20 protein-coding genes and 1 pseudogene are annotated in these 22,093 nt (G+C 58.3%); 17 read left to right on the forward strand and 4 right to left on the reverse strand.

Annotated elements, in window-relative coordinates:
• Nucleotides 1-118, forward strand: a 118-nt coding sequence (locus KX729_RS30720) for a transposase domain-containing protein (protein WP_219746315.1), incomplete at its 5' end; no start/stop codon positions are given.
• 65 nt (nt 119-183) lie between these two features.
• Entirely contained in the window at nt 184-894 is a 711-nt protein-coding gene (locus tag KX729_RS30725) for a haloacid dehalogenase type II (RefSeq protein ID WP_219746320.1), read from the forward strand.
• Between the two features lie 356 nt (nt 895-1,250).
• Here KX729_RS30725 and KX729_RS30730 read toward each other — a convergent pair whose 3' ends face one another.
• The gene (locus KX729_RS30730; RefSeq protein WP_219746258.1) at nt 1,251-2,525 is read right to left on the reverse strand and encodes a phytanoyl-CoA dioxygenase family protein; all 1,275 of its coding nucleotides are present in this window, start codon (nt 2,523-2,525) and stop codon (nt 1,251-1,253) included.
• Nucleotides 2,526-3,016: 491 nt separating this feature from the next.
• On the opposite strand from KX729_RS30730, the gene KX729_RS30735 reads away from it, so the two are divergent.
• Together KX729_RS30735 and KX729_RS30740 are read left to right on the forward strand one after the other, a co-directional pair.
• Nucleotides 3,017-4,507, forward strand: a complete 1,491-nt coding sequence (locus KX729_RS30735) for an ATPase domain-containing protein (RefSeq protein WP_219746259.1) — start codon at nt 3,017-3,019, stop codon at nt 4,505-4,507.
• Nucleotides 4,494-6,605, forward strand: a complete 2,112-nt coding sequence (locus tag KX729_RS30740; protein ID WP_219746260.1) for an ATP-binding protein — start codon at nt 4,494-4,496, stop codon at nt 6,603-6,605. Before KX729_RS30735 ends, KX729_RS30740 begins: the two co-directional genes overlap by 14 nt.
• 128 nt (nt 6,606-6,733) lie before the next feature.
• Here the strand turns inward: KX729_RS30740 and KX729_RS30745 are convergent, their stop codons facing one another.
• Nucleotides 6,734-7,360 carry a glutathione S-transferase family protein gene (locus KX729_RS30745; protein WP_219746261.1) on the reverse strand — a complete coding sequence of 209 codons (627 nt, stop codon included), beginning with the start codon at nt 7,358-7,360 and terminating at the stop codon, nt 6,734-6,736.
• 3 nt (nt 7,361-7,363) lie between these two features.
• The gene (locus tag KX729_RS30750; RefSeq protein WP_219746262.1) at nt 7,364-7,729 is read right to left on the reverse strand and encodes an ArsR/SmtB family transcription factor; all 366 of its coding nucleotides are present in this window, start codon (nt 7,727-7,729) and stop codon (nt 7,364-7,366) included.
• 216 nt (nt 7,730-7,945) lie between these two features.
• On the opposite strand from KX729_RS30750, the gene KX729_RS30755 reads away from it, so the two are divergent.
• From KX729_RS30755 to KX729_RS30780, 6 genes are all read left to right on the forward strand, one after another.
• On the forward strand, nt 7,946-8,788 hold the full coding sequence (locus tag KX729_RS30755) for an ABC transporter substrate-binding protein (protein WP_219746263.1): 843 nt from the start codon (nt 7,946-7,948) through the stop codon (nt 8,786-8,788).
• A 10-nt stretch (nt 8,789-8,798) separates the two neighbouring features.
• Nucleotides 8,799-9,929 (forward strand): LLM class flavin-dependent oxidoreductase, encoded by a 1,131-nt coding sequence (locus KX729_RS30760; protein WP_219746264.1) that lies wholly within the window; start codon nt 8,799-8,801, stop codon nt 9,927-9,929.
• Nucleotides 9,930-9,940: 11 nt separating this feature from the next.
• The gene (locus KX729_RS30765; protein WP_219746265.1) at nt 9,941-11,794 is read left to right on the forward strand and encodes a TRAP transporter large permease; all 1,854 of its coding nucleotides are present in this window, start codon (nt 9,941-9,943) and stop codon (nt 11,792-11,794) included.
• Nucleotides 11,795-11,819: 25 nt separating this feature from the next.
• Entirely contained in the window at nt 11,820-12,818 is a 999-nt protein-coding gene (locus KX729_RS30770; protein WP_219746266.1) for a TRAP transporter substrate-binding protein, read from the forward strand.
• Between the two features lie 297 nt (nt 12,819-13,115).
• Nucleotides 13,116-13,694 (forward strand): isochorismatase family protein, encoded by a 579-nt coding sequence (locus tag KX729_RS30775; protein WP_376776104.1) that lies wholly within the window; start codon nt 13,116-13,118, stop codon nt 13,692-13,694.
• Nucleotides 13,691-14,686 (forward strand): GlxA family transcriptional regulator, encoded by a 996-nt coding sequence (locus tag KX729_RS30780; RefSeq protein ID WP_219746268.1) that lies wholly within the window; start codon nt 13,691-13,693, stop codon nt 14,684-14,686. Before KX729_RS30775 ends, KX729_RS30780 begins: the two co-directional genes overlap by 4 nt.
• A gap of 112 nt (nt 14,687-14,798) precedes the next feature.
• Here the strand turns inward: KX729_RS30780 and KX729_RS30785 are convergent.
• Nucleotides 14,799-14,942, reverse strand: a pseudogene (locus KX729_RS30785) (class I tRNA ligase family protein); the annotation flags it as partial.
• A gap of 302 nt (nt 14,943-15,244) precedes the next feature.
• Here KX729_RS30785 and KX729_RS30790 point away from each other — a divergent pair.
• From KX729_RS30790 to KX729_RS30820, 7 genes are all read left to right on the forward strand, one after another.
• Entirely contained in the window at nt 15,245-15,859 is a 615-nt protein-coding gene (locus KX729_RS30790; RefSeq protein WP_219746269.1) for a TetR/AcrR family transcriptional regulator, read from the forward strand.
• A gap of 159 nt (nt 15,860-16,018) precedes the next feature.
• Nucleotides 16,019-18,073 carry a prolyl oligopeptidase family serine peptidase gene (locus KX729_RS30795; RefSeq protein WP_219746270.1) on the forward strand — a complete coding sequence of 685 codons (2,055 nt, stop codon included), beginning with the start codon at nt 16,019-16,021 and terminating at the stop codon, nt 18,071-18,073.
• Nucleotides 18,074-18,102: 29 nt separating this feature from the next.
• Entirely contained in the window at nt 18,103-18,420 is a 318-nt protein-coding gene (locus KX729_RS30800) for a hypothetical protein (RefSeq protein WP_219746271.1), read from the forward strand.
• 67 nt (nt 18,421-18,487) lie between these two features.
• Entirely contained in the window at nt 18,488-18,829 is a 342-nt protein-coding gene (locus KX729_RS30805) for a hypothetical protein (protein WP_219746272.1), read from the forward strand.
• An 82-nt stretch (nt 18,830-18,911) separates the two neighbouring features.
• A complete protein-coding gene (locus tag KX729_RS30810) occupies nt 18,912-19,487 on the forward strand; it encodes a hypothetical protein (protein WP_219746273.1) in 576 nt (191 codons plus the stop codon).
• A gap of 180 nt (nt 19,488-19,667) precedes the next feature.
• Nucleotides 19,668-20,663, forward strand: a complete 996-nt coding sequence (locus KX729_RS30815) for an MsnO8 family LLM class oxidoreductase (RefSeq protein WP_219746274.1) — start codon at nt 19,668-19,670, stop codon at nt 20,661-20,663.
• A gap of 20 nt (nt 20,664-20,683) precedes the next feature.
• Nucleotides 20,684-22,021 carry an LLM class flavin-dependent oxidoreductase gene (locus KX729_RS30820; protein WP_219746275.1) on the forward strand — a complete coding sequence of 446 codons (1,338 nt, stop codon included), beginning with the start codon at nt 20,684-20,686 and terminating at the stop codon, nt 22,019-22,021.
• The last annotated feature ends 72 nt before the right edge of the window (nt 22,022-22,093 follow it).

Consider the following 22,093-nt stretch of genomic DNA (forward strand, 5'->3'; position numbering starts at 1 on the left):
CGACGTCGATCCACTTGCCTGGCTGGCCCAGACACTACTGCGTATGGCCAATGGATGGCCCGCTCACGACGTCGACGCTCTGATGCCTTGGAACTTCAAGACAGACGTGATCGGCTGACCGCTTACCGCACATCAAGAGCGTGCAGCCTTCGGTGGCGAATTTTGACAATCACAGGCGTTCCTATGACCGCATCAGAAACCTCGACGTTCAAGCTGGATCCCGCGCCGAAGGTTATCACCTTCGACTGCTACGGCACTCTCGTGCAGTGGTATGAGGTGTTGCAGAAAGAGATCAGCATCGTGCTCGAGAAGTATGATGCGAACGACAAGTCTGCATTCGCAATCCTCGATAGTTTCTCAGCGCAGGGACGGCGCTTGACGGCGGAGAAGCCGCATCGGCTCTACAAGGACATCCTGCGCGTTGGCTTTGCCGTGGCGTTCAGTGAGCACGGGCTGAATCTGAATGTGGACGAAATCAAGCGTATCGCCTCGTCGCTTGTGACCATCGGTCCGCATCCTGAAGTCCCGGCGGCCCTGAAACGAATGCGTGAGCGCTACAAGCTTGCGATTTTCACGAACTCCGACGACGATTTGATCGCTCCGGTCGTGGCGCGCATCGGTGTGCCATTCGACTACGTCATAACCGCCGAACAGGCGCAAGCCTACAAGCCCTCGCGGCGAATTTTCGAACACGCCTACCGCACGATGGGCGTAACACCGAATGAAACCGTGCACGTGGCAATGGGCATGTATTGGGACATGAGGGCCGTTCATGAACTCGGACTGCGCGGCATCTGGGTGAACCGGCGAGATGAGACAGGCAACCCTGATTGGCTACCCTACGCCGAAGTGCGGGACCTCGATGGCGCAGCGGAATTGCTCTTGTCGAAGTAACGTGAGCCGCGCGCACGCCGTAACCCGGTGGTGAATGCAAGAACCGTTGCAGGTCAACAGCGTGTGTAGTGATTTGCGCTGAGGATTGGCTCTGACGCACTTGTGTTGGTGCGCAGATCCTCTACGTCGCGCCGATCCACCACGCCTGCGGTGGATCGAGTTTTACCCGCACGTACATCTAGCGTTCGACGAGCTTCAGCCGCGTAATCCGACCTTCCGTCGTTGGGCGGATCACGAATTGGAAGTCGCTAATGATCGCGGGCACCGGACGCCTATGATCACAATGCTTACGCCAACTTCATCGACTTCATGTTTTCAGGATATAATTAAATGACGCCGCCCTTCGGGGCGTCGCCTCACATTTCCGGCTGCGTCGTGATTTTAGGGTCGGCAAGGGTGGGCTGCTCAAACCGAATAGTCGTAACCCCTTGACCCGGATTCAAATTCTGAAGGTGTAAAATCTTATTGTTGGCAAATGGGGTCTCGATTTTTAGGAGCCGTAACCATAGAGGTCTATCTATCCCAGTGATCTCGATACGATTGTCCTCACTCGCCAACTCGACGCTAGCGACGAAGTCATACTCAGACTGTGAGGCGATTTCCTTGCCATTCACGGACACGCCGAGGCTCAACGAATCAATGCGTGATCCAAGCGGGTCGAGTTTATTACTAGAGCCCAGTTTATTGCTGTCAGATATCGTCAGCCAAATCGCTCCTGGTTGTCGAGCGCGCGCAAAAACAGCGGCCGCCGACCTCACAGTGCTAGCCCCATGATGTTGAGCATGATGCTGAGGCAGCCTTGGTCCATCCGGGATTGGGGATAATTGAAAATCGCATGGAGAATCAGTCATTGTCCGAGGAAGGGCTGCGATGGCCGGCCAATCTTCCCATATGTCCCCAGGTTTTTGTCCGCAAAGCGATGCGGCATCTTTACGTTCGTAATCGCATAAAAAGCCGAGACGAAGCCGATTTGTTTTATTGAGGTTAGGTGCGTGCATCAATCTATGATGGATAATGACCACATCTCCTTGCTCGCCATGAAGCTCGATCGGAGCTTTTTTTCTCCAGGCAGCGAAGATTTGGTCGTGCTCTGCCGTTTTCACATGCTCAAGCTTCGACCCCATTGAGGGGTAGAGCTCTCGATGGCTTCCAGGCCAAATGAGAAGTCCACCGCCTTGGGGCTCGACTTTTTCGAGATAGCACAGCGCTATCAACTGCGACGCATGAGCTTCGATATGAGGATTTGTAATCGGATTGATGTCGTCGGTCTTTTCGAGAGGGGCGATCACGTAAAGACCACGTGTTCTCATTGGCGCGAGTGGATGTCCCAAGAGAGAATACGCAAGCTGACCAACCTTTCCATTGATGCCGAAAGCCTCCTGGACAACGTCAGATGTCATGACGTTCCCACGTTGGAAACGCAGGTGACCGCGGCGCTCGTTTACATCTCCAGTGTGGCAGGTGTCTTCTACGATCCCTTTCCAGGTGGATGGCTCATTACGAGACCAATGCGCGGGAAGCCGCTGCCAAGTGAGATCCACCAGGGCACGACAATATTCAGGATCGACGAGGCGACGCTTTTGCAGGTAGCCATTTCGCGCGAAAAAACCAATCTCTTCATCTGAAATCATTGCGGCGCTCCCTCGTAGAAGTTGAAGCTACCAAAGCGTCTCAATCGTGTCCACCGGAATAGGACCTCGGTTTGCGTCAACCACCAATCACGGAACCGCATGTCAGCGCATGCGGAGAAGGGCGGCGAGGCCGTCTATATGTCGCTCTTCACCGTATAAATACCTTGCTCAAAATAATCGCCTGAGGGAAAGGCTGGCGGAATTGATCTCAGTTTCGCTAGCCAAGCCTGCCATCGGTGAGGGGTACTCCTTCTTGAGACGGAACCGACCGTGGTATATTGGACCGTGTTTTCGAGCGTGCCTTTCGGGCGGCCACACTATTCGCTTCGCGTTGTGACGTTTGCAACTATAGATCCTGCGCACATTCGGACACACAGAAGCTCTGGCGCCTTAATTTGCATAGTTAATTGTCGAAAACCTTGTCATCGGCTAAGCGGCCTATAATTTCAGCTTCTTGTACGGCGATGTGTGCCGATTGATAGGATCTACGCTTGTCTCAATTGATCTCCTCGGGAAACGAAGGGCTTGATCTCATACTCACAGGCGGGGTTCCCTCCCGCCGACTTTATCTGCTGGAGGGCGCGCCCGGATCAGGCAAGACGACGCTCGCGTTGCAGTTCCTCCGTGAGGGCATCCGGCAAGGGGAAAAAGCTCTCTACATAACCTTGTCCGAGACGAAGGAAGAGCTATCTGCCGTCGCTGCATCGCATGGCTGGAATATCGAGGACTTCGATATTTTTGAGTTCAGTTCGGCGTCGGAAGTATTCGGTGACGGCCGTGAGCAATCGATCCTGCATCCTTGGGAGCTCGAACTTGGCGAAACTATCCGGCTGGTGCAGGAAGAGGTCGAGCGCGTAAAGCCCAAACGCGTGGTGTTCGACAGTCTATCGGAAATGCGCCTGCTGGCGCAGGATCCGCTTCGCTATCGTCGGCAGGTTCTGGCGCTGAAGCAATTTTTCTCCGGCCGCGACACGACGGTCATTCTTGTCGACGATATGACCGGAAACGATTCCGGCCGCGACGTCCATCTCCATAGCCTTTGTCATGGTGTGATCACGCTCGAGCGGCTCACCCTCGATTTTGGTGCTGCACGCCGACGTTTGCAGGTCCAAAAACTTCGCGGGATCAATTTCATTGCCGGATTTCACGACTTCACGATCCGCACCGGCGGCCTCGAGATATACCCACGCCTGATAGCGGCAACCCACCACTCGGATTTCTCGGGTGAGGTCACTGCGAGCGGTGTCGGCGAGTTGGACAACCTGCTCGGTGGCGGTCCGCTTCGCGGGACAAGCACGCTGATCACAGGGCCGGCCGGGAGCGGCAAGACCACGATAGCGCTTCAGTACCTTTTCGCTGCCTGCGAGCGTGGAGAGTTTTGTACGGTTTATGAATTCGACGAACGGATTGGTACATTGCTGGCCCGCGCCAAAGCGTTCAGTCTCGACTTCCGCAAACATATCGAAGCCGGAAAGCTGATAATCGAGCAGATCGACCCGGCGGAGATTTCGCCCGGCGAATTTGCCGCCCGCGTGCGCTATCAGGTCGAACGTCGCGGCTCGCGTATGATCGTGATTGATAGCTTGAACGGCTACATGGCGGCGATGCCACAGGAGCAACAGCTGATCCTGCAAATGCATGAACTCTTGTCGTATCTCAGCCAAAGAGGCGTGGTGACCTTCCTCATCAATCCGCAAACCGGTCTTGTCGGATCAATGGCGACCAACCTCAACATTTCCTATGTCGCGGATACGGTCGTCCTCCTGCGCTTTTTCGAGGCTGAGGGCCGAGTACGAAAGGCGATCTCGGTCCTGAAAAATCGCGGTGGCGCTCATGAGGATACTATCCGCGAGCTTCGCATTGACACGAATGGCGTCCGTATCAGCGAACCGCTATCGCAATTCAGGGGCATATTGACCGGCACTCCGGAATATCTCGGCTCGCGCGAGCCGTTGATGGAAGATAGCAGTGGCAAAATCTGAGGCTCGGAGGGAAGGCCAGCGCATTCTGGTCAGCGCGCCTTATGGACGTGATGCAGCAAGCGTTGCATCCCTTCTACACGACCAGAAATATGACGTCCTCGTCTGTAAAGACATTGCTGAAATCGCCGGCCTTATCGATGAGCGGGTTGGTGTCATTCTCCTGACCGAGGAGGCGCTTACGGGCGATGTCGCTGCTCTCAAGAGTGCACTTGGCCGTCAGCCGTCCTGGTCTGACGTCCCGTTCGTGTTGCTTGCGGCACCGCGATCCGGCCGAACGCCGAACGCCAGATTGTCTCAACTGGCGGTCTTCGATCTTGCAAGCAACAGTGTCGTCTTGGAGCGGCCGCTCGGAAAGGCTTCTCTGTTCAGCGCGGTCGCATCGGCTATGCGGCTGCGCCAAAAACAGTTTCAGATGCGGGACCGCTTGTCGGAACTCGACGACAGCGAAACTCAGCTTCGGCTGGCAACGGGCGCTGCGGGGATTGGCATCTGGGATTTCAACCCCATCACCAAGCAGCTTCAGTGGGACAATCGCTGCAAAGCCATGTTCGGGATACCAGCTTCGGCCGAGATTACATACGAGGGCAGCTTTCTGAGAGGTGTTCATCCCGACGATATGCAGATGTCGGTCGATGCGATCAACGCGGCGCTGCAACCGGGTGGCGACGGTCAGCTCGAGATCGAATATCGCACGATCGGAATCATGGACGGCATAGAGCGCTGGATTTCGGCCAAGGGGGGCGCGATCGTCGTGGATGGCGTCGCAGTCCGGTTGATCGGGACTGTGATCGATATCAGCGAACGCAAGAAAACGGAGGCGGCGCTGGCCGCTTCAGAAGCGGCTCTGCGGCAGGAACGTGAAGCTCTCGATCAGTTGAACCGCACGCTGGAGGAACGGGTCGCTCAGCGCACGTCCGAACTGGAAGCCGAGATGGCTGCGCGTGCCCATGCCGAGGAGGCACTTCGCCAAGCCCAGAAGATGGAGGCCGTCGGGCAACTTACCGGCGGGATTGCTCATGATTTCAACAATATGCTGACCGGCATATTGGGGGGCATCAATGTCGCGAAGCGGCGCATCTCCAATGGCCGTCTGGAGGATGTCGATCGGTTCATGGATGCCGCAACCGAATCCGCGAACCGGGCGGCCGCCCTGATCGCGCGGCTTTTGGCATTCTCACGGCGACAGACGCTGGATGCAAAGGCACTGGATGTGAATGCCCAGCTGTTGGCCACGAAGGAACTATTGCGACGGACGCTTCCTGAAAACATCTTTATCGAGGTCATCGCCGATCCGGAGGCTGGAAATGTGCTCGCGGACGCTAACCAGCTTGAGAGTGCAATCCTCAACCTGGCTATCAACGCGCGTGATGCGATGCCGGATGGCGGGAAGCTTACGATCAAGAGCGAACGGTCGATCATCGACAGGGCAAAGTCACAGGCGCCTACGGACCTGCAGCCTGGAATTTATGTCGCAATCTCGGTCATCGATACCGGAGTGGGTATGTCCCCGGACGTTCTTGAAAAGGTATTCGAACCGTTCTTTACCACCAAGCCGATCGGTCAGGGCACGGGGCTCGGCCTGTCTATGATCTACGGTTTTGCGCAACAGTCCGGCGGACAGGTCCAGGTAACCAGTGTCCCTGGCGAGGGAACCGTGATCACATTATTGCTCCCTGCGACAGACATGGAAGACAATCAAGCAGGGAACAATCCCACAGAATCTGCTCTTGAGGGGCGGGGACAGGTCGTGCTGGTCGTCGAAGACGACGAGTCGGTACGACTTCTTATTTCCGAAGCCCTCGCTGAAATGGACTACCAGGTTTTGGAGGCCGGCGACGCTAACGCAGCGCTACCGCAGCTTGCTTCCGACCAGCACATCGATCTGATGATTTCCGATGTCGGCTTGCCGGGTATGAATGGCCGCCAACTAGCCGAGATCGCCCGTCAACACCGCCCGAAGTTGCCGATCCTGTTCGTGACCGGTTATGCGGAGAACGCGGCCAGCAAGGCGAGTTTTCTCGGGACCAACATGGCCATGATCGCCAAGCCGTTTCAGATCGACGAGCTGGCCTCCAAGATCGCCGAGATGGTTGCGTGAAGCCGGATCGCTTCCGCGATATTCGACACGATCCGCGCCGGGGGTGCCCAATACCTGTGTGACGATGCCATTCTTTTGCCTCGCGTCTGAAATGGAGTGCCTTGGAGGCAAAGTCTGAGTTATTGATATCAAACCGGTATTTCTCCGGTAAAATGCGGAATTTCATAACCGCGTTTCACCTGAGGCCTTGCCGCAAGCGCTCGATACCAGCGTCTTATTTCCGGGAATTCCTTGAGGTCTATCTTATGGCGCTCATAGCGCGAGACCCAGGGCCAGACGGCGATGTCGGCGATCGAATATTCATCGACGACGTATTCGCGATCTTTAAGGCGTGCCTCCAGCGTCTGGTAAAGACGCCGGGTCTCTTTGGCGAACAGCGCTTCGGCGAAAGGCGCCTGACCTGCGTTGTAGGTGAGGAAATGATGGGCGTGACCAAGCGTCGGCCCGAAACCGCCCATCTGCCACATCAGCCATTCGATGACCTGAAGCCGCGCCTTGCCATTCGACGGCATGAGGCGGCCGGTCTTTTCCGCGAGATAGATAAGGATTGCGCCGGATTCTGTCAGCGTGATTCCTGCGTCATTATCAATGATTGCCGGAATCTTTGATCCCGGATTGATCCTGCGAAACTCCGGTAAGAACTGATCGCCCTTGGTGATGTCTATCGTATGCGTCCGGTAGTCGAGACCGAACTCTTCGAGCGCGATGGAGATTTTCAGGCCGTTCGGGGTAATCCAGGTGTAGAAATCGATCATCGTTCAGTCGAACATCATCTCGTCGACCGGCAGTTTGGGCATCGCAAAGCGGCCCGTCACGTCGTCCAGTCCGGAAAACAGCTCTCGAAGCGTATCGACGATTGCCTGCACTTTCGGATTGCCGACACGATAGACGATCGCCTTGCCTTCCCGTCGCCCTTCGATAACCCCTGCTTCTCGCAATTCCGTAAGTTGTTGCGAGAGTGTCGGCTGGCGGATGCCGAGTTCTTCCTCAAGGGCAGAGACCGAGGCCTCCGTTTCCATCAGATAACAGACAATGGCGAGGCGATTGGCGTTGCCGATCAGCTTCAGCAGCTCGCTGGCTTCGCCGACGCTTCGACATACCCTGTTTGAGACCGGCTTGGTCAAATCACTGCTCCGCATTAATTCATAAAAAAGTAGAATGTCTGCCGCAAAATTTCAATCGCTCGAAAAAGTGCAGGCAAACGAATGCAGCAATTTTTCCCAATCTAGTTCTCTTATAGATTTCTCATCGCAATTTTGCGCGACAACAGGCAAAGCCTTCCTCGCAATCATTTTATAAAAAAGTAGATTGTCCTGCGGGATTGATATGCAGGAGTGATGATGCGCATCGGCGTCCATCCGAACAACTTACATCTGAGGCTCGCCAGACTTTGGCCGGGGAGCTTTGCGGGCTTCGATCGGGAGTTCGTCCCTTACAGCGAAGGGCGCGATACGGCCTCGCTCCTGGAAAGCGGCCAGATCCATTTCGGCGGAACCGGGTCGACGCCACCGATCGAGGCCGATGCCAGAGGGCTCGGCGTCCGGTACATTGCTGCATCTGCGCCGCGCCCTGCCAACGGCGCAATCTTCGTGCGGGCGGACAGTGATATCAGGACGGTCGCAGATCTTGCCGGAAAGCGTATCTCTCTGGTCGATGGCTCGTTTCACACATATCTGCTGGCCAAAAGCCTGGAAGGTGAAGGGTTCGGTCTGCCCGATGTCACGAGGGTCGAAAGCGGCGATCTGGATTCCCTGAAGGAGCTGCTGGAGAAGCGGGTCGATGGCTGGGTCGCCATGTCGCCGCGTCTGGAAAGGGTCATCGACCGCAAAGATCTTCGCCTGATCACGCGTTGCGGGTCCACCATTCCGAACCGCTCGTTGTTTTGGACGCTGGAACGGCACGAGTTCACGGTAGAGGCGATAAGTACCATCGTCAGCGAACTCGATCGCATCGGCAGGGAAGTGACGGGGGACATACGCCGGGCTGCGGAATTGTTGGCTGCCGAAGATGGCAGCGAAGGCGATGCCGCCGCATGGGAACGTGTGCTCCGCTCGCGGGATTTCTCGGTGCTTCCGGCCGACGATGCCATCCTTGCCGAACAACAGGCGGAGGCCGACACGCTTCATCGCCACGGCCATTTTTCCGGTCCGGTCGCCTTGAAGCGCCCGGCTGAGCTTGCATGAGGTGCCACCTATGAATGTCCTGTGGTATATGTGCGCTCCCGATGGAGCCTATCCCTGGCAACCGGAAGGCTCCCGCAAGGTCGATCTCGGCTACTACAAGCAGCTTGCCCAGGCCTATGACCATCTGGGCTATACCGGCGCGCTGTTTGCGACCGGCGCCCATGACGTCTGGGTTCTGGCGAGTGCTCTGCTTTCTTGCACGGAGCGGATGAAGTTTCTCGTTGCCATTCATCCCGGTCTCGTCGCGCCGACCTTGCTTGCCAAGATGGCCGCAACGCTGCAGGAGTTTTCCCGGGGAAGGCTGCTGATCAACGTCGTGGCCGGCGATGCCAAAATGCTCGGCGCCTACGGCATGACCATGCCGCATGACGAACGCTACGACATGGCGGATGAATATCTGCAGATCTGGCATCGTTTGTTTGCCGGAGAGAGCGTCTCCCACCAGGGCAAATACTTCCAAACGGATGGCGCAAAGCTGGCGCTGCCGGTCGGCGAAACAATCGCCCCACCGCCGCTCTGGTTCGGGGGTTCTTCCGACAAGGCGCTCGATGTGGCGGCCAAGCATGTGGATACCTACCTCTCCTGGGGCGAAACGCCCGAGCAGATCAAGGACAAGGTCGATGCCGTGAAGGCCAGGGCAGACCGCTACGGCCGCAAGCTGGATTACGGCATCCGTCTTTACGTGATCGTGCGCGACACCGATGCAAAGGCATGGGAAGCGGCTTCCGAACTTTACGATCGTATGGACGAAGCGGCGATCGCCGCTAATCAGCGCTTCGTCGGTAGAAGTGATTCCGTCGGCCAACAGCGCATGACGGCGATGCATGGTGGCTTAAAGCCTGCGGACCTGATGGACCTCGAAGTCGCTCCCAACCTCTGGGCAGGCATTGGCCTTGTACGGCCAGGACCTGGCACAGCGATCGTGGGGTCGCCGGATACGGTGATCCGCACCCTGGAGGCCTATCGCGCGGCCGGTGTCGAGACGTTTATCCTTTCCGGCATGCCGCTGCTTGAAGAAGCCTATCGTTTCGGCGAGAAGGTTCTGCCTCGGCTGGATGTGTCGAGGGAGGTGTCGCAAGCGCGTCATTTCACATGGTCGACGCTGTTCGACCGCGACCTGTCGACGGTCAAGAGCGCTTAAGGGGCAAGGATATGAGCGGAGAGGCAATTGACTTGGCAACCGGCCAGTCTCCTTTTGCCGATGGCGCAATTGCGCCATCGTCGGGCTTGGTAGGGCGGCTGCTGAAGCTGATCGAGGATGTGCTCGGGGCTCTTTCCGCGCTCATCCTCGCAGTGCTTCTTGCAGTCGTGCTGGTCAGCGTGGTGCTGCGCTACTTCTTCTCCACTGGCTTCATTGGCGCGGAAGACCTCGGTATCTGGATGCATGTGGCGCTCATAGCGCTCGGCGCTCCGCTCAGCCTCAACAGTGCTCTTGCCATGCGGCTCGACGTCTTTGTCCGCCTGCTGCCGGATCGTTTGACGCCGGTTACCCAGGTACTGGGAGACATATTCACCGTGCTGGCCGCCCTCATTCTGCTCTTCGGCGGCAGCGAGATCATGAGAATGCTTGGCGGTATCTCGCCCACTCTGGGCATCCCCGAATGGATCCGTTTTGGCTTCCTGGGGGCAGGCGGCGGCCTCGTCCTTCTCGTGCTTTTCCTGCGGCGCATCACCGAAGGCCGGATCGCCGGGGTGGCGGTTTCCATCTTAGTCGGCGCGGCGCTTTATTTCGGCGTGCCTGAAGTCGGCATCGATACGGATCTCCCCCCGAGCCTTTTCCTGGCGCTTACGGCTGCGCTCGGCCTGGTGCTGGCCGCGCCGCTGGCGCATGCCTTCCTGGCTGCAGCCTATGTGGCGATCGCTTTCGGCAGCAGCCTGCCGGAGCCTGCGATCGTATCGACGACGGTGACCGGCATGTCGAAGTTTCTGCTTCTCGCCATTCCCTTCTTTCTTCTGGTCGGCGGATTGCTGACCGCCTCTGGCGTCGCCAACCAACTCGTGCGTTTCGCCGCGTCCATGGTCGGGCATCGCAGGGCAGGGCTGGCGCAGACGACGCTGCTTACCAGCGTGCTGTTTTCCGGCGCTTCCGGCTCTTCCGTCGCCAATGCCGCCTTCGGCGCCTCGACTTTCCAGCCGGAACTCGTCAAACACGGCTATCCTCCGGCGCAGGCGGGCGCGATCATTGCGGCAACCTCCGTCCTGGACAATGTCATTCCGCCTTCCATCGCTTTCCTGATCCTCGCAGCTGCAACCAATCTTTCCGTCGGTTCGCTGCTCGTCGGCGGCTTCTTCGCCGGAGGGCTGATGGCAATCTGCCTTGCTGTCGCCATCCACCTGACGGTTCGCGAGCAGGTGACGCAGCCTCGTGCCACCGGGACGGAACGGTGGAAAGCTGCGGTTTCCGCCATTCCGGCTTTCGGCCTTGGCGTCATCGTCGTCATCGGCATTCGCGTCGGCATCGTCACCACCACAGAGGCGGCAGCGCTTGCGGCGCTCTATACGTTCGGTCTCGCGGTCTGGTCCAGGCTCGGCTTCAGTTCGATCTTCCTCGCCTTCCGGCAGGCTGCCACGGAAGCGGCGGCAATCGGGCTCCTGATTGGTACAGCCGGCCCTTTCGCCTTCCTGCTGGCGGTCGATGATGTCTCCGGTCTCGTTACGAATTTCGTGACGCTGCTTGGCGGCAGTGCTCTTGCCGTCATCGTCCTGTCGAACGTCATCCTGCTTCTCGTCGGGCTGGTGCTCGATATCGGTGCGGCGATCCTGCTGTTTGGCCCGATCCTTCTGCCGGCCGCCGTCGCTGCGGGCATCGACCCGATCCACTTCGGGGTCATCCTGGTGGTCAACCTGATGATCCATGGCCTGACGCCGCCGCTCGGCATGCTGATCTTCGTCGTCAGCGGCGTCACGCGTATTCCGGCCACGGCCCTTTTCCGCGCCGTCGTGCCCTACCTCGTCGCTCTCCTCGTATCCCTGGCGATCCTGTGCGCCTGGGCCATCATCTTCTAACGTTTATGTTTTGGGGACATCAGCCATGACCGATCTCAACCGTCGCAGCCTTCTGAAGACTGCCGCCGCTACCGGCCTTGCACTTGCCACGCCGGGCTTCATCCGCACCGCATCTGCCCGCACCACCACGATCACCATCGCTTCGCTTCTTGGCGACGACAAGCCGGAAACAAAGGTCTGGGTGAAGATCAGCGAACTGGTAGAAGCCAAGCTGCCGGGACAGTTCAAGTTCAACATCGTCAGGAACGGCGCGCTGGGCGGCGAGAAGGAAGTGGCCGAAGGCACACGGCTCGGCTCCATCCATGCCAGTCTTTCGACCGTCTCGTCGCTCTCCGGCTGGGTGCCGGAACTGCAGATCCTCGACCTGCCGTTCCTGTTCCGCGATGCCGCGCATGTCCGCAAAACGGTCGACGGCAATGTCGGCGCCGACCTGAAGCAGAGGCTCGCGGCCCAGAATTTCGTGATCGGCGATTTCATCAATTACGGCGCGCGTCATCTTCTTACCAAGGAGGCGGTTACGCGTCCGGAACAGTTGAAGGGCAAGAAGATCCGCGTCATCCAGAGCCCGCTGCATACCAAGCTGTGGAGCGCCTTCGGCACGACGCCGGTGGGTATTCCGATCACGGAGACATACAACGCGCTCTCCACCGGTGTCGCCGACGCGATGGATCTCACGAAGTCTGCCTATGCCGGCTTCAAGCTGTATGAGGTCGTGCCCTACATGACCGAGACCGGCCACATCTGGGCCTCGGGCGTTATCTTCTACGCGAGCGGCTTCTGGAAGCAGCTTAACGACGAGCAGAAGGCGGTTTTCCAGGATGCCTCTCGCCAGGGTGCTGCTTATTTTAATCAGCTAATCGTCGAAGACGAGACGAAGTCGGTCGAACAATCCTTGAAGAACGGTGGAAAGCTTCTGAAGCCGGAGGCCTTTGATGAATGGCAGAAAGGCGCCCAAGGTGTCTGGCAGGATTTTGCCGGCGTGGTCGGCGGCATCGATCGAATCAAGGCGATACAGGCGGCGTAGGTTTGGTGCGGCCATCCGCCACCCTATTCCGACAAGTTCTAGGTCGGCGTTAGAACAGGGTTTAACGGACCAGTCCGCCGCGGCCTGCGAAGGCCGCGGCGGATCGGAGCCTCTTAGTCGTCGCGCGCTTTCGATAGACGTTCCTCAAAGCGGACCATGGCAATAGTGTCGCTCGTAAGGACTGCAAATATCGCACCAAAATCATCGAGAGAAATGTTGGCGTGATATGTCCGCTATCTGTCCACAATCGGCATTATCGACTATGGAAAAAGCGATAAACTTATCTTCATCCTCACAATGGAGATACCAGAAATGTCCGCAGATACAGCGCTTCTCGTCATCGACGCCCAGGAGTCATTTCGCCATCGTCCCTACTTTCGCGAGGAAGGCGTGGCGCTTTATCTCGATCCCCAGCAAGCTCTGATCGACGGCGCAAAGGCGGCTGGCATTCGCGTCGTCCAGATTTTTCACGTCGAGGAGGCCGGTGCGTTTTCCGAAGCTTCGGGTCTTCTGCGCCCGTTTGCGCCGCTTCGCATCGAAGCCGATGTGGTTTTTCGCAAGCGCCGGCACAGTGCGCTGGTCGGCAGCGGCTTGGATGTCTGGCTGACGGAAAACGGTATCCGACGCATCATCGTGTCCGGCATTCGCACCGAGCAATGCTGTGAAACAACTACGCGGCACGCCTCCGATCTTGGTTACGAGGTCGATTATGTCGGGGAGGCGACGCTGACTTTTCCGATGACTGATGTATCGGGCCACGAATGGACTGCCGCGGAAATCCGTGCCCGCACCGAACTTGTTCTGGCCGGTCGCTTCGCCCGGATTGCCACCGTTGAAGATGCGCTGAGAGGCGCTCCTGCAAAGGTAGCGGCATGATGGAGGATACGCGGCGGCTCCATGTTCCGGTCTATGTGGTCGTGCCGCCGCGAACCCTTCTGCTCGACATCGCCGGCCCGATGGAAGTGTTGCGCCGGGCCAATCTGGAACAGGACGCGGTACAGTTCTCGGCCACATATATCGGGCCATCTGCCGATATCCTGAGTTCGACGGGGCTTGGCTTGACAGGTATCAAACCCCTTCCGGCCGCGCTTCCGGACAAGGCTCTTGTCCTGGTATCCGGTGCGGTGGATGTGCCTCTGGGTGAAAGCGTCGATACCCGCAACGGCGATGCCGCAATGGAGGATGAAATTGTCGAATGGTTGAGGCGGGCGATTCGGCCGGGTATTCGCCTCGCGACGATCTGCTCCGGGGCGTTGCTTGCCGCGCGGGCGGGTTTGCTCGAGGGCTATGACTGCACGACCCACCACAGCCTGCTCGCCGACCTGACCCGGCTTGCCCCAACAGCGCGGGTGCGGGAGAACCGGCTTTATGTGGAGGACGATGAACGACTGACGAGTGCAGGCGTCACTGCGGGCATTGACTTGATGCTTGCCGTTATCGCACGGGACATTAGCCATGCCGTCGCTCTTGCCGTAGCACGCAATCTCGTCATCTATCTGCGTCGTGCCGGTGCCGACCCGCAGCTTTCCCCCTGGCTTGAAGGGCGAAACCATATTCACCCCGCCATTCATCGCGCGCAGGATGCAGTCGGATCGGATCCATCGTACAACTGGTCGGTGGAAACGCTGGCGCAGGTTGCCGCGACCAGCCCTCGCAATCTCTCGAGACTGTTCAACGAGCATGCCGGCATGAGCGTGATCGACTATGTCAACCGCATGCGCATTGCGCTTGCCAAGGAGCTTGTGATCGGCTCCCGCCTCGATATGGAAAGTGTTGCCGAGCGGGCCGGTTTTTCGTCTGCGAGACAGTTTCGAAGAGCGTGGCGGAGATTGCACGAGACATCTCCCATACGCTCGCGGGTTTTCTAAGCTTGAAACAGATGGTTGGTTTGCTTCGAAAGCTCCTGCCTGATCTGTCAAAAGGGCCTCTGGTAACGGTGGATATCCCACTCCGCTGTGGAGCGTGGAACGACCGAGCGGCGTCAGTCCCGCACTGGAACCGGACGTTGCGGCCGAGGAGGTGGAAGTGGCGCGCATACGCGTCTGCCTGGACGAGTTCGAGCGCGAATCCGACATGCGGCGGAGCGTTCACGTAAGGGATCGAGGTCGTGATGTATGTGTTCATCGGTGTTTCCTTTCGAGGGATTGTTGTTGCCCGCGAGACGGATCGACCAATAAAAAGACCGCCTCGAGGGCGGTTGCTGGTGCAAAATGGATGCACGAAACCCGCCACGCTATGAGCGCGGCATCATCATCACTGTGGTGCTGATCAGGTTTTGGTCCATGCTTGGTTCCTAACATCCAAGCCTGCATCGAACAAGACCCTTTGCAACCAAAGAGGGAGGGGGGCAATTTTCGACAGCGAGCGGGGTTGACGCCTGTCACTTAGTGACATATCTATTCTGTCACTAAGTGACAAGAGGTCGCATGACGGCTGACCGTGAAGATGCCCGTTTGATCGTATCCCGCCATGCGGCCAAGCTCTTTCTGGAGCGTGGCGTGGCCGGGACGAGCGGGGACGATATTGCCGAAGCGGCGGGGCTCTCGAAGCGGACCGTCTGGCGTTATTTTCGTTCAAAGGAGGCGTGTGTGGAACCGCTGTTTTCTGCCTCGTCGCTGAGATTTGCTTCGGTGCTGCGCGAATGGCCGCTGCAGACTTCCATCGAGGCCTATCTGCATGAAGCCATCCGGCCGCTCGATCAGACCCCGCAAGAGATTGCCGACGATGTGCTGGCCGTTCGCCTCGTCGCATTGCTGCCGGCCGAGCCTGCGCTGCGCACCGCCTGGCTGATGTCGTGCCATGTTGGCGAAGAGCAGCTGATCGACGTCGTCGCGCAGCGCTCCAGGCGCCTGCCAACCGACTTCGATGTCCGCCTTTGCGCTGCTGCAGTCATGGCAGCGCTCAGAGTGGTCGACGAGGACGTCAGCACCGCCGCGATAACAGAGAGCCGGAAATTCGAACTTCCGGACATCATTGACCAAATGGCAAAGGCGATCCGGACGGCGAGCACGCTGCCGATCTGCGATCCCGTCGGGCCTTAACGCGTAATCGCCAAGCAAACCATCAACCCGGGTCATTTCTGGCCCCGCTTTGCCGTGTCCAAAAATGGAGACGCCATGACAGTGCGCACGCCTTTTTACGCACTCCCGCTTCTGGCTTTCGCCAGTTTTGCTTCAGCCCATTCGGAGGTTTCACCGATCATGCCTAAACTCAGCTATCCAGACACAAAGCGCCTCGATGTCGTCGAAGATCATTTCGGGCAGATGGTGCCCGATCCCTATCGCTGGCTTGAAAATGATATCCGCAGCGACAAGGATGTAGCTGCCTGGGTCGAAGCCCAGAACAAGATCACCGGCAGCTATCTGGCTGCCTTGCCCGGCCGCGATGTGTTCAAGCAGCGGCTGACCGCGCTGTTCGACCATGACCAGGTCACGGCGCCGCGCAAACGTGGTGATCGCTACTTCTACACCCGCAATTCAGGTCTTGAAAACCAGGCTGTACTCTACGTTCGCAACGGTGTGAATGGCGAGGATCGCGCCCTGATCGATCCGAACGGCTGGTCAGAAGATGGAGCGACGGCGCTGGCGGAATGGGCAGCGTCTGAGGACGGTTCCAAGCTCGCTTATGCCGTCCAGGACGGCGGTACGGACTGGCGCAGGATCCACGTTCTGGACACCGCCACGGGCAAGGTCTTCGACGACGAGGTCAAGTGGGCGAGATTCACCGAAATCGCCTGGGCAAAGGACGGTTCAGGCTTTTTCTATTCCCGCTATCCGGAGGATACTTCTTCACAGGCAGGCGTCAAAAATCACGCCATCTATTACCACGCACTCGGCACCAGCCAGTCGCAGGACCGGCTTGTGTATGCGACACCGGACCAGCCACACCTTATAAACCTCACCGATCTGACGGACGATGGCCGTTACGCCCTCATCTATTCGATGCCGGGACTGATCGCCAACGCCTTATCGGTCATTGATCTCGACAGCGACGACTGGAAACCCCGCACCCTCATCGACGATCTCGAAGCCGAGTGGAGAGTGCTCGGCAATGTCGGAACGGTGCTTTATGTCATGACCAGCAAGGACGCCGAGCGCCGGAAGATCGTCACACTGGATCTTGCGGAAGCGGCTCCGGCATTCCGGGAACTGGTCGCAGAAAAGACCGCTGTCCTCTCCGACGCTTGGCTTCTCGGTGGCCGATTGATTGCGTCCTATCTCGTCGACGCAAAAACAGAAGTGCGCCGTTTCCGGCTGGACGGGACGCCCGACGGTATCGTTGAACTGCCCGGTATCGGTAGTGCCGGAGGGTTCCGCGGTACTTTGAGGGAAGATGAAACCTTTTTCGTTTTCACCAGCCTCAATGCGCCGACCACGGTTTATCGCTACGACGTCGCCGCCAACACGAGCGACATCTGGGCCGCGCCGGATGCGGGTTTCGACTTCGAACGGATCGTCGTCGAACAGGAATTCTATGCCTCGAAAGACGGCACCCGCGTACCGATGTTCATCGTCCGCCGCAAGGACGTCACTGAACCCGCTCCGACCCTCCTATATGGTTATGGCGGCTTCGGCATCGCCATGATCCCCTTCTATTCGCCGGCGTATATGGCCTGGGTGGAGCAGGGCGGGGTGCTGGCGATCGCCAACATTCGCGGCGGCGGCGAATACGGCAAGTCATGGCACAATGCCGGGCGCCTCGACAGGAAGCAGAACAGCTTCGACGACTTTATCGCTGCCGGCGAATATCTGAAGGCTCAGGCGATCACGTCTCCCGATGGCCTGGCGATCCAGGGCGAGTCAGGCGGTGGAATTCTCGTCGGTGCGGTCGTCAATCAGCGCCCCGATCTCTTCGCCGCGGCATTGCCCGGCGTCGGCGTGATGGACATGCTGCGCTATCCCAAATTCACCGGTGGCCAGTATTGGATGACCGATTTCGGGGATCCCGCAGTCGAGAAAGATTTCCGCAATCTGCTCGCCTATTCCCCCTATCACAACATTCAATCGGGCCCGCCGTATCCTGCGATCCTGGCAACCACCGCGGATACGGACGATCGTGTGGTTCCCGGCCATTCATTCAAATATGTCGCCGCCCTCCAGGCTGCGGACATTGGCCCAAAGCCCCACCTCATGCGCATCGAGACCCGTGCCGGTCATGGAGCGGGAAAGCCGAAGAACAAGATGATCGATGAACTGGCGGACCTGTGGGCGTTTGCTGCTCACTGGACGGGGTTGAAAGTCGGTGCACCAAAGTGAAAAACAGCAACAGGAAAGTGACTACCGGCATGAACAAGTCCGCAAAGAATCCTGGTGTCTTTAATGCCTTCCTGATCGGCAGCATTACCGTGGTGGCGCTGTCGCTCACCGGATGTATGTCGGCTGAAGAGCGGCGTTACGTGAACCTGCAGCAGGATGGACGCACGTGTACCGATTTCGGTGCGGGCTATGGTTCGCGCGCGCATGCTCAATGCATGCTCTCGCAACAGCAGCGTCGGGATCAGAAGCAGTTGCTCAACATGGAGCAAGCCCGCATCTCATCCGAAACGGCGCGTAACAATCTGGAAGTGCTCAAGCTCATGGAAGAGCGGCGCAAACGCCATTGATTTTAAACGCGATCTCCCCGGCGAGCTTTCAAACGCCGCCGAGGGACCAACGCCAAGGAGATATTTCATGACAGAAAGCTGCCCCGTCCTTACACCGGCGGAAAGACAAATCGTCGATATAATCCACCGGGCCGATCAGGCTTTGATGGCCACGGTCTACAAGGCCCTCCAGGATGCCACTGATCAGGCCGCATCGGAATTTCAATCGTGCGGCTCTGAGGAAAAGCCGCCGGCCTACGAATATTTCGCGGCGGTGTTACATCACCAGATGTACTGCGTGATTTGCGGAGCGAACCCGGAAACGATGCAGGGTGGCGATCCCCGAATTGCGATCGGAGTGATCCGGAACAGTCAAAACATCGCCAAGCATTATTGGGGCGCGGATATCGAGCCCTATCCACTTCCCTAGCATCTGAAATCGATCGCTGCGGCTGGCTTCAATTGCTAGTCCACCGTCAAGCCAGAGAGAAGTACCCGAGGAGATGTAGCCAATGGCTCGTTATGATACTTCAGATAACAACGCCGATCGACCGCGGCCGCCGTTCCAACGGACGGAACAGGTCATGATGGCCTCGATCAAGGAAGCGATCGATAAGGCAGTCGGGGATGCGGATGATGAGGCGCCGGATATCGCGAAACGGCTGCCGCCTCATTATTTTCAGCGCGCAGCTCTCCACCTTCTATTCCTGCAGGTATGCGGCGCCGATTCGGAGACATCCCAACGCGGCGATCGAGGTGTCGCAAGGCGCCTATTGCATGTCGGCCGAAGCGTCGCATCTCAATGGGATGACGGCGGGCGCGATCCTCGTATTGAACAGGACAGCCGACAACGCGAGGATCTAGCCAATGGCGCGGAGAGAGCAGCCCTGAGAATTGTCCTGCAGACGCTTGTCGAACACGCAAGCGCGTCCGACCCCGGTCTGAGGGATGAAATTTCCAACGCAGCCGATGCGTATTTAATGAGGTTGGTTTCACAGTCAGCGACGGAGACGGAATTCGCGGAACTGACGCGCGGCTTCGTATCTACATTTGCGGGGACTGCCTTAAGCGAGCAGCAGACATTCTGAGGACAAATTTCTGGAACGGGGCGTCATCTGGGGCGCCCTACCTAAAACTACCCGCGATGCGGTGATTTTTTAAAAAGGAATTTCTCGCTCTTCGTCTGCAATCAGAAATATCGCCCTTCAATATCTATTAAATCCATAGACAAATAGACGCATGATGAAATGCGATCTGTGAGGTCTCGGATGTATGCGCTAAGCCTTCTCGACAAGAGCCCTGTTCTGCCCGGCGAAGGTGCCGTGGCCGCGTTGTCGAATACGGTCAATCTGGCGAAAAGAGCGGAAGAGCTTGGATATCGCCGCTTCTGGGTTGCGGAGCATCACGGCGGGCAGGAGCTCGCCAGCTCGGCTCCGGAAGTGCTGGTTTCGTGGATTCTTGCCAACACGTCAAGCATTCGCGTCGGATCCGGTGGCGTGATGCTTCAGCATTACAGCCCCTACAAGGTTGCCGAAGTCTTCAATCTTCTTTCCTCGCTGGCGCCAGGCCGGGTCGATCTCGGCATCGGCAAGACGCCGGGTGGACTGCCCAAGGCGACCGCAGCACTTCAGGCCTATCGCGCCGAGAAGCCGGACTTCGTCGCGCAGCTTTCCGATCTGACGGCATTTCTCGAAAATTCTGTCGCAACGGATGCTGGTGAGTCGCTGGCATTCTCCGGGCCGAAACCGCCGGTTACCGCCGACCGCTTTCTGCTCGGCGCGAGCCCCGACAGCGCGCGGCTTGCTGCATCCCGTGGCTGGAATTTCGTTTTCGCCGGCCATTTGAACGGCGATCCGGAGAACCTGCGGCTGAGCCTTGAGGAATTCCGGAAAGAGAGCGGTGGAAAATCTGCGATCCTGGCACTCGCTGCCTATGCGTCGGAAAACGCGGCCCACGCTGCGGCGCAGATTTCCGAACTGAAGATCTTCAAGGTGTTTCTCGACAACGGTCAGTCCGTCAGCCTCGGCAGCCGGGAGCAGGCGGAAGAATTTGCCCGCCAGGCCGGCGCCAAGGAATTCCGGATTGAGGAGCGCAAGCCGAGCGTGCTGCATGGCACGCCGGAAAGCATCCATGAAGAACTGGCGCGTCTTTCCAAGGCCCATGGCATCGAGGAGTTCATCCTTGAGCCACCCGCACTCAGCGCTGACGAGCGGCTCGCATCCGTCGAGCTTCTGGCTCGCCGGCCGCTTTCTGCGGCTGCATGATTTCCTGAAGGAGCAATACGATGGCTAAGAAAATCCGTTTCGGCATCATGCTGCAAGGCGCAGGTGGCCACATGAATTCCTGGCGCCACCCCAAAAGCCCGGTGGATGCCAGCGTCAATCTCGATTTCTTCAAGACGACGGCGCTGAAGGCTGAAGCGGCCGGCATCGCCTTCGCCTTCGTCGCGGATGGGCTTTATATCAACGAAAAGTCGATCCCGCATTTCCTCAATCGCTTCGAGCCGCTGACTATACTCTCGGCACTCGCCACGGTCACTTCGAAGATCGGCCTCGCGGGCACGGTTTCGACTTCTTATAGCGATCCCTTCACCGTCGCCCGCCAGTTCGCCTCGCTCGATCTCATCAGTGGCGGCCGGGCCGGCTGGAATGCGGTGACGACCCCGCTCGAAGGCACGGCGAAGAACTACAGCCGTGCGCATCCGGAACATTCGCTGCGCTACGAAATGGCGCATGAATATCTGGAAATCGTCAAAGGCCTTTGGGATAGCTGGGACGACGATGCTTTCACGCGGGATCGGGAGAGCGGGAAGTTTTTCGATCGCGAAAAGCTGCATCGGCTGGATCATAAGGGCCGGTTCTTCCAGGTGGAAGGCCCCCTCAATATCCAGCGCTCGCCGCAGGGACAACCGGTGCTCTTTCAGGCCGGTTCGTCGGATGCGGGTATCGGCCTTGCTGGCAAGCATGCGGATGCGGTCTTCACCAACACCGTCTCGCTGGAGGAAAACCAGACTTTTGCCCGGCGTGTGAAACAATCAGCCGTCGCGCAGGGACGCTCGGCGGATGATGTAAAGATATTCCCGGGCATCGGTCCCATCGTCGGAGAAACGCGGGCGGAAGCGGAAGAGAAATACAACATCATCCGCAACCTGATTTCGATCGACGATGCGCTGGCTTATCTCGGCCGCTTCTTCGACCATCACGATTTCAGCGTCTACGATCTCAATGCGCCATTCCCGGAACTCGGCGATATCGGCAAGAACAGTTTCCGCTCGACCACCGACCGCATCAAGCGAATCGCCAAGGAAAAAGGCCAGACGTTGCGCGAGGCAGCGCTCGAGGCTGCAACCCCGCGTGAAGGTTTTGTCGGCACGGCGGAAGGGATTGCCGACAAGCTCATCGACTGGGTGGAGCAGGAGGCAGCAGACGGCTTCATCCTGGGCTTCCCCGTCATCGCCGAGGGTCTGGACGATTTCATCCGGCTGGTCATCCCGATCCTGCAGGAGCGCGGTTACTTTGATCCGCATCTGGAAGGCCAGACACTGCGGGACCACCTCGGTCTTCCGCGGAAGGAAAGCGTCTATGCGGCCGGTGATCCAGCCGCGGAGAAGGCCCGAGCATAACGCGTTGAAGAGGTAAGCGGCCGCGCCCCGATTTTGAGCTTCGGCGCGGTCCCAACCTTCGGAAAGCAGACA

It is taken from the genome of Neorhizobium populisoli, from assembly GCF_019430945.1.
In the GTDB taxonomy this organism is placed as follows: Bacteria; Pseudomonadota; Alphaproteobacteria; order Rhizobiales; family Rhizobiaceae; genus Neorhizobium; species Neorhizobium populisoli.